A 15,624-nucleotide genomic window follows, 5' to 3' on the forward strand; every position below is an offset into this window, starting at 1 on the left:
GGGCCGTGCGTGGGTGACGACGTGCCCGGTCAGCGCTCCGGAGGCGACGGCTGGCCAGGGCCGTCGTCGACCGGCAGCTGTCCCGTCACCTCGGCAGGACGAAGCGATGGTCCGTCGGGGACCCGGTGCGGGTGCCAGCCCTCCGCGGCCAGGAGTCGGGCCACTTCCCGGGCGACGGTGCCGTTCCAGGCCTCACGCCCCGTGTACCGGCGGACCAGGGACCGCCGTCCGACGATCCGGTTCTGACGGATCCGGTCGGCGACGAGGGCCTCCGGCCCGGTGTGGGCATCACGCCCGTCGATCTCGACCAGCAGCGCGCTCCCGTCGGGAAGCAGCCACGCCAGGTCGACGCGGGCCACGACCCGCCCGGACTCCCCGACCAGCCGCAGCTGCAGGGCGTCCGGCGCGACGCCGGCGTCGGCGCAGCTCAGGCGTGCCCAGGTCTCGGCCGGCGACTCGGCGCGCGGGTCGCACTCGTCCCACCAGGGCCGGCGCGCGGCCGACCCGGCGAGGTCGCCGGACTTCTCCCGGGCGCGGTCCAGGAGAGCGCGTGAGACGAGACCTCGGTGGCCCGCCGAGTCCATCATCGCGACGGCGCGGTACCTCGGCAGCGTCGGGACCGCGTGGGCCAGGGCGTCCTCCGGCAGGGCGCAGGCGATGCCGTCGACCTCCGCCCAGCGACGGAGCCGCAGCCGACGGACACGGACGGGGCCGGGGCCGCGGCGTGCGGACCCGTCCGGGACCGTGACCTCCGACCGGACCACGACCGGTGCACCCTGGACGCCGTGCAGGACCAGCGCGGCGACACCGGTGGCCACGGTGCCGGGGCACGCCAGCGGGCCGAGCAGGGCGGCCCGTCGACGCGCGCGGTCGAGGCGGTCCCGTCCCGGCTCCCCGGGGACTCCGGTGTCGTACACGCCCCGGACCGGGCGGCGCCAGCGCCCCTGGGCCGACCAGGCGCGCCGCCTGCTGACGGGTGATGCCGGACGACCTGCACTGGTCGGTCGAGAGCAGTCCCTCCTGCCGGGCCGCGATCCGTCGAGCACGCTGCGGGACGACCAGCGGGGGTGACGGCATCGCCCCAGCAGACCAGGTGGAAGGAATCGCCGGGCACGTCGTCCACAGGATGTGACCACCCCGACGTGCTCGGTCACGCATCCATCGCCGATCGATGACCGCGGACGACGTCGCCGACGACGCGGCGATCTCGCCCGCACGACGGAGGCGCGCAGGTCCTCCTCACGGCGGATCCGCGACCGGCACCGCGCCCGTAGCGTGAGTCGCATGTCCACACTCGAGGTCAGGGACCTGACCAGAACCTTCGGCGACCTGCGCGCGGTCGACGGCGTCTCCTTCGCCGCCCGTGGCGGGATGCTCACGGGGTTCGTCGGTTCGAACGGCGCCGGCAAGACGTCCACGATGCGGATGATGATGGGGGTCCTCGCCACCACCTCCGGGGAGGTGCTGTTCGACGGCGCTCCCGTCACCCGGGCCGACCGCCGCACCTTCGGCTACATGCCCGAGGAACGCGGCCTCTACCCGAAGCAGCCGGCGCTGGACCAGCTCGTCTACCTCGCGCGGCTGCGCGGCATCCCGGCCGCCACGGCGCGCGCCGAGGCCGTGGAGCACCTGGACCGCCTCGGCCTGGCAGACCGCGCCAAGGACCACGTGGAGAAGCTGAGCCTCGGCAACCAGCAGCGCGTCCAGATCACGGCGGCGCTCATGGGCCGGCCGCGGGCGCTGATCCTCGACGAGCCGTTCTCCGGGCTCGACCCCACCGCCGTGGACGACATGGTCGACCTGCTGCGCGGGCACACCGCACGGGGGGTGCCGGTGCTGTTCAGCTCCCACCAGCTCGACCTCGTCGAGCGGCTGTGCGAGCGGCTCGTCATCCTGCGCGGCGGCCGGGTCGTGGCGGACGGGACCCCCGCCGAGCTGCAGGAGACGGGCACCGTGCGGCACCGGCTGGTGCTCGGCGGCGACGCCGGCTGGGTCCGGGGCGTGCCGGGTGTGCACGCCGTCGACGTGGACGGCGCGACGGCGCTGCTGGAGCTCGCCGACGAGGAGGCGGCCCGGCGTCTGCTCGCCGCGGCGGTCGAGCGGGGCACCGTGCGCGAGCTCTCCCCGGTCCGCCCGTCCCTGGCCCAGATCTACCGCGAGGTGACCTCATGACCACGTCCACGCAGCAACCGACACGCCTCGCCGCGGACTCGTCGTCCGGACGGCGGGACGAGGGCACCCGGGGCGCCTGGCGACTGGTGATGCAGCGCGAGATCGTCACCCGCGCGATGAACCGGGCCTTCGTCGTCGGCCTCGTCGTCTCGCTCGTCGTCATCGTCGCTCTCGCGGCGTTCTTCGCCTGGCAGGCCAACCGGGTCGACACCACCACCGTCGCGGTGAGCAGCGACGACACCGCCGCCGTCGCGGCGGTGACATCCGCCGGCGAGCTGGCCGCCGACGAGGGCGGGAACGACGAGATCGACGTCCTCGAGGTGGCCGACGCGGACGCGGCACGGAGGGCGCTCGCCGCCGGTGACGCCGACGCCTGGCTGCATCCGGGCGACGACGGCTGGGTGCTCGCCGGCCAGGGTGAGCCGGGCGGGTCCGTGGAGCGGTTCGTGGCCGCCGCCGTCGAGCAGCAGGTGGTGGCGGCGAACGCCGAGGCGGCCGGCACCTCGGTGACGGAGCTGTCGGCCGGCGCCGAGCTGACCACCGAGGCCCTGGAACCCGACGCCGTCGGTGAGCAGGCGCTCTTCTTCGCGACCCTCGCGCTGTCGTTCCTGTTCTTCGCGGGGGCGATCACCTCGGGCAACATGATCGCCAGCTCCGTGGTCGAGGAGAAGCAGTCCCGACTCGTGGAGATCATCGCCACCGCGATCCCGCTGCGTCAGCTGCTGGCCGGCAAGATCCTGGGCAGCTCGGTCATCGCCGTGGGCCAGAACCTGCTGTTCGCGGGGATCGGCCTGGTCGCGGTCTCGGCGAGCCCGGTCTCGATGGCGCTGCCGGCGCTGTCGACGTCGCTGATCTGGTTCGTCGTGTTCTTCACGGTCGGGTTCCTGGCGCTGGCGGCCCTGTACGCGGTCGCCGGGGCCCTGGCCAGCCGCGCCGAGGACCTGCAGTACACGGCCACGCCGATGACCTTCCTGGTGATGGGCGTCTACTTCGTGACGTTCTCCGCCTCGGGCGCGTTCCTCACCGTGCTGTCGTACGTGCCGATCGCGTCGGTGGTGGCGATGCCGGCCCGGGTGCTGGCGCGGGACGCGGCGTGGTGGGAACCGGTGGTCTCGCTGGTGCTCCTGGCCGGGTTCGCCGCGGCGGCGTTGCTGGTCTCCGAGCGGGCGTTCCGCGGGTCGCTGCTGCAGACGGGTGGCCGGGTGTCCTGGCGGCAGGCGCTGCGCCCGCAGAACTAGTCAAGGGGTTCTCTTGAGGCGATCGTGACGGATAGATTGCCGGGTATGTCCCCACCGCCTGACCGCGTCCGGTTCGATCTCGTCGCCGACGACGACGGCGGTCCCGGGGACGGCGGAGCGACGGCCGACGCCGGACCGGACAGCGAGCACGCCGTGCCCGGCTGGTTCGGCCGGCACGTCGGCGGTCCGGTCCGCGCACGCTGGCGGGCGACACCTCGTCGGCTGCAGGTCGGGATCGTCGGCGTGACGACCGTCGCCGTCGTCGGGGCGGCGGCCGGGATCGCAGCGCTCGACGCCCGGGCCGACGCCGCGCACGCGGAGCACATGGCCGCGATGCCGGGCGGGGTCGCGGACCTCTCCGCGCCGCTGCACGAGACGTGGCGGGTGGAGACCGACGACGGCGTCCTGGCGGTGCTGCCGGACGGTGTCGTCGCCACCCGCGACGGGGCCGACGTGCTCGGGGTCGACGGCGCCACGGGCGACGAGGTGTGGCGCCACGAGCTGGGCGCGCTCGCCGAGTGCGGCTCGAGAACGACCGGAGCCGCGGTCACGCCGTCGGAGACGCTCGTGTGCGTGCACGGCGCGGGCGAACGCACCGCGACCGTGCTGGACGCCACGGGCGTGGTGCTCGGGGAACGCGACCTGGGCTTCGCCAACTGGGGTCGCGAGATCTGGGACCTGGACGCACCGCAGATCCTCCCGGCGCAGGACGGGACGATCGCCGTGCTCGAACGCGCGACGCACGGTCTGGCGCTCGACCCGACCGACCCCGTCGCGGAGCTGGCGCGGGCCCGCTCCGAGGGGCACTGGCAGGACCCGACGGTCCGGGTCGAGGACGCCCTGACCGGGCAGGTCCGGGGCGAGGCGACGCTCGAGCTCCGCACCGCCGAGGACCTGGCGGGCTGTGCCACGAGCGACGGCCCGGACGGCAGCTCGACGCTCCACGTGGCGCCCACCCTCTGGGTCTGGGGCGGGGAGGTCCACCTCTCGGTGTGTCGGGAGTCCGTCGCGCTGAGCCCCGACGGCGAGCGGTCCGAGCCCGTGCGGTATCCGTCGGTCGACGGAGGGTTCCTGCAGCCCGTCGAGGGCGGGACGCGTGTGGTGGACGCCTCGGGCGACGTCGAACGCACCATCCCCGGAGCCGTCCTCGAGACGGCCGTCGTGGACGGCACGACCGGGCCGCGACTCGTCCTGGTCGAGGAGGGACGTCTGGCGGGCGTCGGCGACGGCGACCGGCTGTGGACGGCCGACGCCGAGGAGGTCCGGGTCCACAGCTACCTGGCACGTGCCGACGGGGTCGCCGTGCTGCTGTTCGACGACGGCGCGGTGTCGGCCGTCGACCTCGGGACGGGTGACCTCCGGTGGACCCGCGACGACCTGTCGCCCGGTGACCACGGCGGGGTGCACGGCGCCGCCACCGACGGTTCGATCGCCCTGCTGACCGTCACCGGCGGCCCGCTGACCGATCTCGTCGCGGTCGACCTCGACGACGGCCGGACGGTGTGGAGCACCACCGTGGACGCCCGCTACGGCAGCGTCTCCGTCGTGGCCGGGCGACCCGTCCTCGTCGACGCGACGGGCAGCGGCTTCGTCGAGACGGTCGACGGGGTGCAGGTCGAGACCGCCGACGCCGCACTGGTCGGCCTGGCGCCCGAGGTCCCGGGTGCCGGCTAGAGCGGGCAGCGGCGGGAGCCTGCTGCTGCGGCGGTAGATTGCAGGGTATGCCGCGACGGCCCGATCCCGTGCAGATCGACCTCGCCCCGGACGAGGGCGAGGAGGACGACGGCGGCCGCGGACCGGGTGTCGACGGGTCGACCCGGGGGGCCGCGCCGGGCGGGCCGGGCTGGTTCCGGCGGCACGTGGCCGGCCCGCTCCGGGCGCGGTGGCGGGCCGCGTCGCCCCGGCTCCGTGTCGGGGCCGTCGGCGTCACGGCGCTCGCCGTGCTCGGGACGGCGGCCGGGGTCGCGGTCACCGACAGCCGGGCCGACGCCGCGCACGCGGCGCACATGGCGACGATGCCGGGCGGTGTCGCCGACCTCTCCACCCCGCTGCGCGAGGTCTGGCGGGTCGCGACCGACGACGGTGTCCTCGCGGTGCTGCCCGACGGGGTCGTCGTCACGCGCGCGGACTCCGAGCTCCTCGCGGTCGACACGACGACCGGTGACGAGGTGTGGCGGCACGCCCTGGGCGAGCAGCCGCGGTGCGGACCGCGGCCGACGTTCCCCGTGGAGTTCGTGGAACCCGTGGACCGTCTCGTCTGCCTCGAGGGGGCGCCCGCACGCCGGGCCGTCGTCGTCGACGCCGCCGGGCAGGTGCAGGGGCGCCGCGACCTGGGCCTGGTCAACGACCGCACGCTCGAGACGTGGACCGCCGGGGCGCCGCGGGTCGAACCGGGTCCGGACGGGTCCGTGGCGGTCGGGGCGCGGTCGGCGGCCCTCCTCACGGTCGACGACGCCGACGAGGCCGCGACGCGGCTCGCCGCGATCCAGCAGTCCGAGGACTGGCAGGACCCCGTCCTGCGGCTCCAGGACGCGGCGTCCGGTGCCGAGCGGGCGCGGGTCCCCGTGGAGCTGCGCACCGCCGCCGAGCTGCGGGCCTGCGGTCTCGCGTCCGGCCCCGAGGGGCAGGACCTCATCTCGATCCACACGTCCGTCCTGACGACGTCCTCCACGGTCCGCCTCGCGGTGTGCGGCAGCAGCACGGCGATGCTCCCGGACGGGTCGACCGTGGACGGTCTGGCCCTGCCGTCGGTGGACGGGGGCTGGAACCTGTTCGAGGGCGGCGGCACCCGGCTGACGGACGCGAGCGGGCGGGGCGACGTCGTCGTCCGCGGCTACGTCTTCGAGCCGATGGCCGTCGACAGCAGGACGGGGCCGCGGTTCGCCCGCTCCCGCGGAGGTCTCACCGCCTACGACTCCACCGGCCAGGAGGTCTGGTCCGCCGACGTCGGCACGGTGCACGGCGTGCTGGCGCGGGCCGGGGGGACGGTCGTGGCCCAGGTCGGGTCGGACGCCGGCCTCGTCGGGATCGACGTCGCCACGGGTGCGGTGCGCTGGGCCCGGGACGACCTGCGCACGACCGGCGCCGGACCGCGCGGGGGAGGCGTCGTCACCGACGGCACCCTGGTGCTGCTCCCCGCCGTCGGCGCGGACGGGTCGGCGGGCCTGCTCGCCCTCGACCTCGCGGACGGCACCACCCGCTGGCACACGGACGCGGTCGGCACGGTCCGGGTCGCGGCCATCGGTGGCAGCGTCGTGCGGACGGCCGACGACGCGATCGTCGGCCTGGCGAGCTAGGGTCGCGCGCATGGGCCGTCAGCGCGGGGGCGAGGTCGTCACCTTCGACGTGTCCCACGACGCCGCGGACCCCGACGCCACCGGGCACCCGGACGGCGGCCCGGCACCCGGTCGGACCGGACGCGCCGTCCGGGCGGTCGAACGGTGGCGCCGGGCGGGTCGCCGCCAGCGCCGCACCGCGCTCGGGATCGCGGCCGTCGCCGTCCTCGTGCTCACCGGGGGCGCAGTGGCGGCCGGCGCCCTGGCCGACCACGTCGAGACCGACCGCCTGCGCACCGCACCGGGTGGTGTGCTCTCCCTGGACGGCGCGCTGACCGAGGTCTGGCACGCCGACGTCGACGGTCTCGCGACGGTGCTGCCCGACGGCGGTCTCGCCGTGGTCAGAGGTGCTGACCTGGTGGCTCTCGAGGTCGCCACCGGCGCCGAGCGCTGGCGCACCACCCTCGACGACAGGCTCGAGTGCGGCCCGCGTCCCCGGCTCGGCAGCGGCGTCGAGTGGACGATCCCGGTCGGGACCGTCACGTGCGTGCACGGCAGCGACGGCGCGCGCGCCGTCACGGTACTGGACGCCGACGGGGACGTCGTCGGGCGGCGGGACCTGGACGACGACCGCTACGGCGGGCCGCTGCGCGCGGTCGCCCCCGCGGCGCACGGCGGGCTGCTCGTCGCGGAGCACGACAGCGACCTGCCCGCCCAGGTGACGTTCGCCTCGCGGAGGCAGGTGTTCGCCGAGCTCCTCCGTCCGGGGCTCGAGCCGGGGTCGACGCAGGTCCGGCTGGAGGACGCCCTGACCGGGGAGCGGCGCCAGACCCTGGACCTGGCCGCGCTGTCCGACGTCGTCGTCAGTGACTGCTACGACCTCGGCGCCGACGGGCGCAGCGGGGACGCGGTGCCCGGGCCGGGGGGTCGGGCCGTGCTGGACCTCGGCGTCCTGCTGGGCACCCCGTCGATGGTCGCCTTCGACGGCTGCGCCGTCGACGGGGGTGCCACGTACGACGGGGTGCCGCTGGGGTACGCCACGGACCGGAGCACCTGGCCGGACGACCCCGTCCGCCAGCCCGCCCCGGGTGACCGGTTCGTCGTCCCGCAGGGGTCCGGCACGATCGTGCAGACCGACGACGGCACCCCGGTGCTGGAGCTCCCGGACCTGCGGGTGGAGGTCCCGGCGACCGACGGCAGCAGCGGGTCCGGCCAGGTCGCCGTCGGCACGGACCGGGTCGTCGCCCTCGCCGACGACGGGGCCCAGCGGTGGGAGGCCGCGATGGACGATCCGCAGGTGCTGGTGCGGACCGCCGACGTCGTCGTGGCGGGCGGCTGGAACCTGCTGGCCGCCTACGACCCGGACGACGGGTCGGAACGGTGGAGCCTGGCACCCGACGCCGGCCCGCGGCGGTACGTGCTGTCGGCGACCACGGACGGGGAGCGGATGACCGGTGTGCTGCTGGAGTTCCCCGCCACGGGGCCGGCCACGTTCTCGCTGTTCACGATCGACCTGCGCACGGGACGCGAGGTCGCCCCGCGGGTCCCGCTCGGGGACGGGCGGCTCGGGGAGACGGGACAGCTCGTCGCGGTCGACGGCCACCTGCTGGTCCCCGAGTTCGCCGACCGCGAGGCCATGACCGCCGGGCCGGGCAGCGCGGTGGTGGGTCTCACCGTCCTCGCCCCCGAGGGGGTGTGAGCGGCATGGCGGCACGACCCGACGGCCCCGTGGTCGCGTTCGACGTGTCCGCCGACGGGGACGAGGCGGGGCGACCCCCGGGCGGCGAGCCGCGTCCGCCGGACCGGCCGGAGTGGTGGACCCGGGCGGCCGCGTGGTGGCGAGCGGCCTCGCGCCGCCGACGCCGGGCCGCGGTCGTGGCGGTCGGCGGTGCCCTGCTGGCCGTCGCGGGGGCGTCCGTCGTCGGTCTGCAGGTGGCCGAGCAGGTCCGGGCGGACCGGCTGCGGGCCGCCCCCGGCGGCGTGGTGTCCCTGCACGGTGATCTCGGCGAGGCGTGGAGCACCGAGGCCTCCGCCGTGGTCGCGGTGCTGGCCGACGGGGGTCTCGCGTTCGTCGACGGTGAGGACGTCGTCGTCCGGGACGTCGCCGACGGCACCGAACGATGGCGTGCCGATCTCGGACCGGAGCCGGAGTGCGGCCCGCGCCCCCGCCTGAGCAGCGGTGTCGAGTGGACGTTGACGACCGACCTCGTGACCTGCCTGCACGGCACCGCGGGCGCGCGGACGGTCACGGTGCTCGACGCCACCGGTGCACAGGTGGGGGAGCGGACGCTCGACCCGCAGCCGAGCCCCGAGGCCGGGGTGTTCGTGGCGCCCGCAGCCGCCGGCGGGCTCGCCGTGGTCGAGCACGAGATCGACCTGCCGGAACCGCGGACGGTGGAGAACTCGTCGGCGCCACGGGTGGTCGCGGGGATCGACCCCGAGGGTCTGGGCCCGGCGACGCTGCGCGTGGAGGACGCCCTCACCGGTGCCGTGCGGGCCGAGAGCACGGCGGAACGGTGGCCGCAGTCCCTGCAGGACTGCGTCGTGCTCACGGCCGACGCCGCGGGACGACCCCGTCCGGCGACCACACGGATCGAGCTGAAGGGAGTCCGCGAACCGATCGCGACACCGGCGGTCGTGGGATACCAGATGTGCCAGGGCGGTACGGGGATGGCCACGGACGGTACGCCGCTGGGCGTCACCGACGTGGCCGGCGTCGCGTTCGCCGACCTGCCGTCCGGGGAGCTCGTCGAGCCGTTCCCCGGGGGTGGCTTCGTGGTGTCCCGGCGTCTCGCCGGTGCCGGGTTGGTGGCCGACGACGGCGCGGGGCCGGCCCTCGACCCGGACAGCAGGGTGCAGGCACCCGCGACGCAGGTGGGGACGGTGGACCCCGCGGTGATCGCCACCCGGGGCAGCACCGTCGTCGGGCTGGCGTCGGACGGGGAGACGCGCTGGGAGACCGAGCTCGAGGGCCGTGCCCGGGTGCTCGCCCGCGCCGCGGGGGTCACCGTGGTGTCCACCGACGTGTCCACCGACCTGGTGGCCCTGGACGACGGGGACGGCGCGGAGCGGTGGCGCATCGACATGGTCCATCCCGCACCGGACGGTCGCTGGGTGTGGCCGACGTCGGCCGTCACCGACGGCGAGCGCGTCACGGTCGCGCTGATGGAGGGCATCGACGCAGGTCCCACGTGGCCCGGCAGCCTCCTCACGGTCGATCTCACCAGCGGCGACGCGCACCGCACGGGCCTGGACCTGGACGGTCTGCCGTGGGTCACCGCCGTGGACGGGCACCTGCTGCTGCACGAGGTCCGTCAGGGCGGTCCCTTCTTCCGGGCCTGGCCCGAGATCATCTCGGTCAGAGTGCTCGAACAGCGGTAACGTCGAGAGGTGGGGCGACGACGAGGTGCCCCCGAGGGGGCGTTCACGTTCGACCTCGTTCCTGACGGGTCCGAGGCCGGTCGTGAACCTGCGTTCGAGGAGGCCGCGGACCCCGGTGAGTCCGCCGGCGCAGTCCCGGGACCGGCGTCGGGAGCCCGACGGCGGTGGTCCGGCCGGGCGCGGCGGGTGCGCTGGGTCGGGGTCCTGGGCCTGGTGGGGGTGCTGGCCGCCGTGGTGCTCGTCGACGGGGCCGCAGACCGCTGGCGTGGTGATGACCTGCGTGCGGCGGCCGGCGGGGTGACGGACCTCTCGGGCCCGCCCTTCGAGGCCTGGAGCCTGAACGAGGACATCGGCGGGCTCGGGCTGAGCGGCGGGCTCGTCGCCATGCAGGGCGAGGTGGTCGCGGTGCACCGGCACGACGAGCTGGTGGGCATCGACCTGGCGACCGGGCGACCGCGGTGGACGGTCCAGCTCGACGAGGCCGACGGGAGCTGCGGACCGGGGATGGCCGTCTGGGGCGACACGATCGACGTCCGCCCCGCCGAGCTGGTGGTCTGCGTGGCCCAGGAGATCGACGGGGAGGCGCACGTCACCGTCGTCGAGGACGACGGCAGCGTGCTGGTGCGCCGCACCGTCGAGGGCGACCACGACCTCGTGGTGCCGGGTCCCCGCGGCACGGTGGTGTCGGCGACGTGGGTGGGCGACCCCGAGGACGTGGACGTGGACCTGCGCGGCGACCCGCTGACCAACCTGACCGTGATCGGGGAGATCGACGACGGCTACGACCTGGAGCTGAGCGCCGCGGATGCCGTCACCGGTGAGGAGCGCTGGGTCACGACGGTGCCGTTCGGGCAGGTGCGCGACCGGACGCAGTGCGTGTCGTGGGACGTCGGCGGGCGCAACGCCCGGGTCGACCGGCGTGCCACGCTCGACCACGCGGTCGGCCGGGAGCTCATCGGCGTCGCGGGCTGCGGGATCCTGGCCTACCTGACGCCCGAGGGCAAGCGCCTCGACGTCCCGGACGTCGCGTCCGACGACGACGACGTCGTGCGGCGGGTCCGGCCGCTCGCGGACGGGGGGTACGTCGTCTCGAGCGGGGTGTGGAACCGACCGGCCCTGGAGCACGACGTCCTGGGTGCCGACGGGGAGCACCTGTACTCGGTCGAGGGGCGGGTCCTGGACCCCCTGTCCACGGTCGGTGGTGACGCCGACGAGCTGCTGGTCGCCTACGCCGCGCGGACCATCGCGCTGGACCGCACCGGGGAGGAGCTGTGGCGGGCGGACATCAACGCCGAGCGCCTGCTGGCCCGTACCGACGACGTGGCGGTCGTGCTCGACAGCCTGGACCGCGTCGTCGGCCTGGGGCGCGAGGACGGCGCCGTGCGCTGGGTCCGGGACGACCTCGTCGTCCAGTACTCGGCGCTGGTCGGCGGCGGCCGGAGCGGCGAGCTGGAGGCCGCCTTCACCGACGGCACGGTCGTGGCCGTCGTCGTGCCGACCTACACCGGCGAACGGGTGCTGGCGCGGTGGAACGCCGTGGACGCGGCGACCGGCGAGGACCTGTGGTCCACCGAGCTCTCCTCGGACGGCTGGGGCCTGGACCTGGCCGCCGCGGGTCACCTCCTGCGGTGGTCACCCCGCGGGCTGACCGGCTACGCGACCGGGTCCTGAGCACGGCGCCGCCGGGCCGCCCGCCCGTCCGGGCGGACGGAGCGGACGGCCCGGCCGCCGTCGTGCCGGCACCCCGGCGGCCTGCGGGTCAGGTGGTCTTGACCTCCCCGCGCTGCACGCGCCAGGTGCCGAGCGCCAGGGGCAGGCCGACCCAGATCGCCGCCGACGTCGCGAGCTGCGCCCACTCGGTGCCGCCCAGCGACCCGCCCGTGATCAGCGGGACGGAGGACGTGGAGAGGTCGAGCCAGGGCCACACGTCGGACCAGGAGGTCAGGAGCATCGTGATCGCCCCGACGATGGAGGGCACCGCGAGGTACACCACGATCGCGGCCGGGGTGCTCTGCAGCGCCAGGCCGAACGCGACGCCCTGGACCATCCACAGCACGATCATCAGGGCCATGCCGGCCGTCATCGCGCCGAGTCCCCAGTCCGGCGAGGCGTCACGCAGCATGACCACCCCGACGTGGGCGACAGCGGCGATCCCCACCGCCACGACGAAGAACGCCAGCCCGGAGCCGACGGCGGTCAGCAGCTTGGCCCCGACGACGCGTCCGCGCCGTGGCTCGAGCGTGAACGTGGTCAGCGCCGTGCGCTGCGACCACTCGGCCGTCGTGGCCAGGATGGCGACGATCGGCAGCAGCATGGCCAGGGGCGTGGAGGTGGTCGAGACGAACGTCTCGAACGACACGTCGCCGTCACCGACCAGGGCCGTCACGGTGACGACGCCGGCCGTCAGCAGCGCGATGATGACGAACAGCCACCGCACGGCCCGGGTGTCGAGCTGCTTGCGCCACTCGACCAGCGTCAGGCGGGAGAAGGGGACGGGGCGGATCTCGGCCGCGGTGCGGGCACCGGTGCGGCGGGTGGTCCGGGTCTGGTCGACGGCGGTCATGCCGACACCTCCTCTCGGGCGTCCGCGGCGGTGAGCTCGAGGAACAGCTCCTCCAGCCCGCGGGAGTCGGCGGGGCGCAGCTCGGTCACGAGGACACCCGCGCCCGCAGCGGTCCGTGCCACGGTCTCGGCGTCCGCCGCGACGGACAGCCCGCCGTGGACGCCCGCCTCGACGTCGACGCCGGCGCGGCGCAGCTCGGCGGCCAGGGCCTGGTCGTCCAGCGAGCGGACCACCACGCCGGCCGCGCGGAGCAGCTCGTCCTTGGTGCCCTCGGCCACGACCCGGCCGCGGCCGATGACGACGAGCCGGTCGGCGACCTGCTCGATCTCGGACAGCAGGTGGCTGGACAGCAGCACGGTGCCCCCGTCGCGCGCGAAGTCGCGCAGCAGGTCACGCATCCAGCGGATGCCGGCGGGGTCGAGGCCGTTGGCGGGCTCGTCGAGGATCAGGACGTCGGGGTCCCCGAGCAGCGCGGTCGCGAGGCCGAGCCGCTGCCGCATCCCCAGGGAGTAGGTGCGTACCCGGCGTCCGGCCTCGGCGGGGGTGAGCCCCACGGTGTCGAGGACCTCGTCGACGCGCCGACGCTCCACCCCGGTCAGCAGGGCGGCCAGCACCAGCGTCTCGCGGCCGGTGCGCCCGGCGTGCTGGGCGGAGGCGTCCAGCAGGACGCCGACCCGGCGGCCAGGGTTGGCGAGCGCGGCGAAGGGCTTGCCGAGGATCCGTGTCGCCCCGCTCGTGGGCGGGGTCAGGCCCGTCATCATGCGCATGGCGGTGGACTTGCCGGCGCCGTTCGGGCCGAGGAATCCGGTCACGAGGCCCGGTTCGGCGGTGAACGACACGTCGTCCACGGCCAGGACGGGCCCGTACCTCTTGGTCAGGTGCTCCACGGTGATCATGGCCCCACCCTCGCGCGCGGCGCCGGAGCAGCACATCGCCCGTGGGGAGGGTCCGTGTCGTCCCGTGGGAGGGTTCGGGCTCATCCCTTCGGCTGATGCCCCGGCGTCCCCGGTGCGCCTAGGCTCGTAGGGTGCCCGCCCCGCCCGTCGACCCCTACCGGTACTCCTCGGCCGACCGCCCGGCACCGGGGGTCGCGGGACCGGCCCCGACCGCGCCGCCGACCGCTGCGCGGTGGCGCCGCGTGTGGGGCGAGGCCTGGCGGCTGCTGGCGGCCTTCGCGGTGAGCATGCTCGTCGCCGGCACGGTCGCGTGGGAGGTGGAGACCGGCCAGCGCGAGTCCACGCCCGACCTCCTCGCCCTGGACATCTCCGTGGGACTGCTCTGCTTCGGTCTGGTGCTGCTGCGCCGCCGGTTCCCGACGACCGTCGCGCTGCTGATCGCGGCGGCGTCGACGGTCTCGGTGTTCTCCTCGGGTCCCCTGGCGCTCGCGGTGGTCTCGCTCGCGACGCACCGGCGCTGGTGGCGCATCGGCCTGGTCGGGGCGGTGTTCGTCGTGGGTGGGTGGGTCTACGGGGTGCTGTACCCGGTCGGCGACGGCATGACCTGGGTCTTCGACGTCGGCAGCGGCATCGGTGCGTACGCGCTGATGATCTGGATCGGCGCGTACGTCGGGTTGCGGCGGGAGCACCTCGCCGAGCTGCACGAGCGGGTGGCGACGGCGGAACGCGAGCAGGCGAGCCGGGTCGCCCAGGCGCGGGCGAACGAGCGGGCGCGGATCGCGCGGGAGATGCACGACGTGCTCGCCCACCGCATGTCCCTGGTGGCGATGCACGCCGGCGCGCTCGCGTATCGCAGCGACCTGCCACCGGAGAAGGTCGCCGAGACCGCGGGACTGGTCCGGGACAGCGCCCACGAGGCGCTCGGCGAGCTGCGCGAGGTGCTCGGGGTGCTGCGCGGGCTGGACGGGCCCGGCGCTCCCGGGCAGGCCGGTGGCACCCCAGGGGTCCCGGTCGACCGGCCCGAGAGACCGCAGCCGACGCTCGCCGACGTGGCGGACCTGGCGCGGGCGACCGGGGAGGCGGGGACGGCCGTCCGGGTCGTCGACGAGACGGACGAGGCCGCCCGGTTGCCGACCACGACGTCGCGCACCGCCTACCGGATCGTGCAGGAGGCGCTGACCAACGCGCGCAAGCACGCGGCGCACATGCCGGCGACGGTCCTGCTGCGGGGTGGTCCCGGCCGGGGACTGTCCATCACGGTGTCGAACCCGACGCCGGCGACGGAACCTGCGACCGCTGCCGACATCCCGCCGTCGGGCCTCGGGCTGCTCGGTCTGGTCGAGCGGGCCGAGCTCGCGGGCGGTTCCCTCACGACGCACGAGGCTGACGGCGGGTTCACCGTGCGGGCCTGGCTACCGTGGTCGTCATGACCGACACGATCTCGGTGGTGGTGGTGGACGACGACCCCCTGGTGCGAGCCGGGTTGGGGCTGATCCTCGGCGGAGCGCCCGAGGTGCGCGTCGTCGGGGACGCGGACGACGGGGACGCGGGGGTCGAGCTGGTGCGACGGGTCCGGCCCGACGTGGTGCTGATGGACATCCGCATGCCTCGCGTCGACGGGATCGAGGCGACGCGGCAGCTGGCCGCGGCCGACGCGATGCCGCGGGTGATCGTGCTGACCACGTTCGACACGGACGACATGGTGCTGCGTGCGCTGCGCGCCGGAGCGGCGGGGTTCCTGCTCAAGGACACGCCACCGGACCAGCTGGTCGCCGCGGTGCGGGCGGCTGCGGCCGGCGAGCCGACGCTGTCGCCGTCGGTGACGGCCCAGCTCATCGACCAGGTCTCGGGGGGTGCGGCCGCGGAGTCGGAGGCCGGCCGCCGGGCGGCGCGACGCCGGCTGGAGACGCTCACCGACCGGGAGCGCGAGGTCGCCGCGGAGCTGGCCCGGGGGCTGTCCAACGCCGAGATCGCCGGTGAGCTGTACCTGAGCGTGCCCACGGTGAAGACGCACGTCTCGCGGATCCTCGACAAGCTGGCGGCGGGGAACCGGGTGCAGGCAGCCATCGCCGTGCACGACGCCGGACTCGCCCCGTAGC

At 75.5% G+C, this 15,624-nt stretch carries 12 protein-coding genes; 9 read left to right on the top strand and 3 right to left on the bottom strand.

The features are described 5' to 3' along the window. Positions 1 to 29: 29 nt before the first annotated feature. On the bottom strand, positions 30 to 917 hold the full coding sequence (locus Q6350_RS05355; protein WP_305065675.1) for a hypothetical protein: 888 nt from the start codon (positions 915 to 917) through the stop codon (positions 30 to 32). 367 nt (positions 918 to 1,284) lie between these two features. Between Q6350_RS05355 and Q6350_RS05360 the strand changes: the two genes are divergently transcribed. The 7 genes from Q6350_RS05360 to Q6350_RS05390 are packed head-to-tail and all read left to right on the top strand — an operon-like array spanning position 1,285 to position 11,737. Continuing rightward, complete coding sequence (locus Q6350_RS05360; RefSeq protein ID WP_305065677.1) at positions 1,285 to 2,172, top strand: ABC transporter ATP-binding protein; 888 nt, start codon at positions 1,285 to 1,287, stop codon at positions 2,170 to 2,172. After that, positions 2,169 to 3,410: an ABC transporter permease gene (locus Q6350_RS05365; protein ID WP_305065679.1), complete on the top strand. Its 1,242-nt coding sequence runs from the start codon at positions 2,169 to 2,171 to the stop codon at positions 3,408 to 3,410. Before Q6350_RS05360 ends, Q6350_RS05365 begins: the two co-directional genes overlap by 4 nt. A 45-nt stretch (positions 3,411 to 3,455) precedes the next feature. Continuing rightward, complete coding sequence (locus Q6350_RS05370; protein ID WP_305065681.1) at positions 3,456 to 5,084, top strand: PQQ-binding-like beta-propeller repeat protein; 1,629 nt, start codon at positions 3,456 to 3,458, stop codon at positions 5,082 to 5,084. Between the two features lie 47 nt (positions 5,085 to 5,131). After that, positions 5,132 to 6,706, top strand: a complete 1,575-nt coding sequence (locus Q6350_RS05375; protein WP_305065683.1) for a PQQ-binding-like beta-propeller repeat protein — start codon at positions 5,132 to 5,134, stop codon at positions 6,704 to 6,706. 10 nt (positions 6,707 to 6,716) lie between these two features. Continuing rightward, a complete protein-coding gene (locus Q6350_RS05380) occupies positions 6,717 to 8,384 on the top strand; it encodes a PQQ-binding-like beta-propeller repeat protein (protein WP_305065685.1) in 1,668 nt (555 codons plus the stop codon). Between the two features lie 5 nt (positions 8,385 to 8,389). Further along, positions 8,390 to 10,066: a PQQ-binding-like beta-propeller repeat protein gene (locus tag Q6350_RS05385; RefSeq protein ID WP_305065687.1), complete on the top strand. Its 1,677-nt coding sequence runs from the start codon at positions 8,390 to 8,392 to the stop codon at positions 10,064 to 10,066. A gap of 9 nt (positions 10,067 to 10,075) precedes the next feature. Continuing rightward, the gene (locus Q6350_RS05390) at positions 10,076 to 11,737 is read left to right on the top strand and encodes a PQQ-binding-like beta-propeller repeat protein (RefSeq protein ID WP_305065689.1); all 1,662 of its coding nucleotides are present in this window, start codon (positions 10,076 to 10,078) and stop codon (positions 11,735 to 11,737) included. Positions 11,738 to 11,825: 88 nt separating this feature from the next. On the opposite strand, the gene Q6350_RS05395 is transcribed toward Q6350_RS05390, so the two are convergent. Next, positions 11,826 to 12,629 (bottom strand): ABC transporter permease, encoded by an 804-nt coding sequence (locus Q6350_RS05395; protein WP_304604708.1) that lies wholly within the window; start codon positions 12,627 to 12,629, stop codon positions 11,826 to 11,828. Beyond that, on the bottom strand, positions 12,626 to 13,525 hold the full coding sequence (locus Q6350_RS05400) for an ABC transporter ATP-binding protein (protein ID WP_304606325.1): 900 nt from the start codon (positions 13,523 to 13,525) through the stop codon (positions 12,626 to 12,628). Before Q6350_RS05400 ends, Q6350_RS05395 begins: the two co-directional genes overlap by 4 nt. A gap of 131 nt (positions 13,526 to 13,656) precedes the next feature. Between Q6350_RS05400 and Q6350_RS05405 the strand changes: the two genes are divergently transcribed. Next, positions 13,657 to 14,955, top strand: a complete 1,299-nt coding sequence (locus tag Q6350_RS05405) for a sensor histidine kinase (protein ID WP_304606324.1) — start codon at positions 13,657 to 13,659, stop codon at positions 14,953 to 14,955. After that, positions 14,952 to 15,623 (top strand): response regulator transcription factor, encoded by a 672-nt coding sequence (locus Q6350_RS05410; RefSeq protein ID WP_304606323.1) that lies wholly within the window; start codon positions 14,952 to 14,954, stop codon positions 15,621 to 15,623. Before Q6350_RS05405 ends, Q6350_RS05410 begins: the two co-directional genes overlap by 4 nt. Position 15,624 lies beyond the last annotated feature (1 nt).

Source organism: Isoptericola sp. b515 (assembly GCF_030588125.1).
GTDB classification, from domain to species: domain Bacteria; phylum Actinomycetota; class Actinomycetes; order Actinomycetales; family Cellulomonadaceae; genus Isoptericola; species Isoptericola sediminis.

What these genes read in the sequence shown, in the direction of transcription:
- Q6350_RS05360 (WP_305065677.1), top strand. Translation starts at nt 1,285, where the DNA reads ATGTCCACACTCGAGGTCAGGGACCTGACCAGAACCTTCGGCGACCTG.
- Q6350_RS05365 (WP_305065679.1), top strand. Translation starts at nt 2,169, where the DNA reads ATGACCACGTCCACGCAGCAACCGACACGCCTCGCCGCGGACTCGTCG.
- Q6350_RS05370 (WP_305065681.1), top strand. Translation starts at nt 3,456, where the DNA reads ATGTCCCCACCGCCTGACCGCGTCCGGTTCGATCTCGTCGCCGACGAC.
- Q6350_RS05375 (WP_305065683.1), top strand. Translation starts at nt 5,132, where the DNA reads ATGCCGCGACGGCCCGATCCCGTGCAGATCGACCTCGCCCCGGACGAG.
- Q6350_RS05380 (WP_305065685.1), top strand. Translation starts at nt 6,717, where the DNA reads ATGGGCCGTCAGCGCGGGGGCGAGGTCGTCACCTTCGACGTGTCCCAC.
- Q6350_RS05385 (WP_305065687.1), top strand. Translation starts at nt 8,390, where the DNA reads ATGGCGGCACGACCCGACGGCCCCGTGGTCGCGTTCGACGTGTCCGCC.
- Q6350_RS05395 (WP_304604708.1), bottom strand. Translation starts at nt 12,629, where the DNA reads ATGACCGCCGTCGACCAGACCCGGACCACCCGCCGCACCGGTGCCCGC.
- Q6350_RS05400 (WP_304606325.1), bottom strand. Translation starts at nt 13,525, where the DNA reads ATGATCACCGTGGAGCACCTGACCAAGAGGTACGGGCCCGTCCTGGCC.
- Q6350_RS05410 (WP_304606323.1), top strand. Translation starts at nt 14,952, where the DNA reads ATGACCGACACGATCTCGGTGGTGGTGGTGGACGACGACCCCCTGGTG.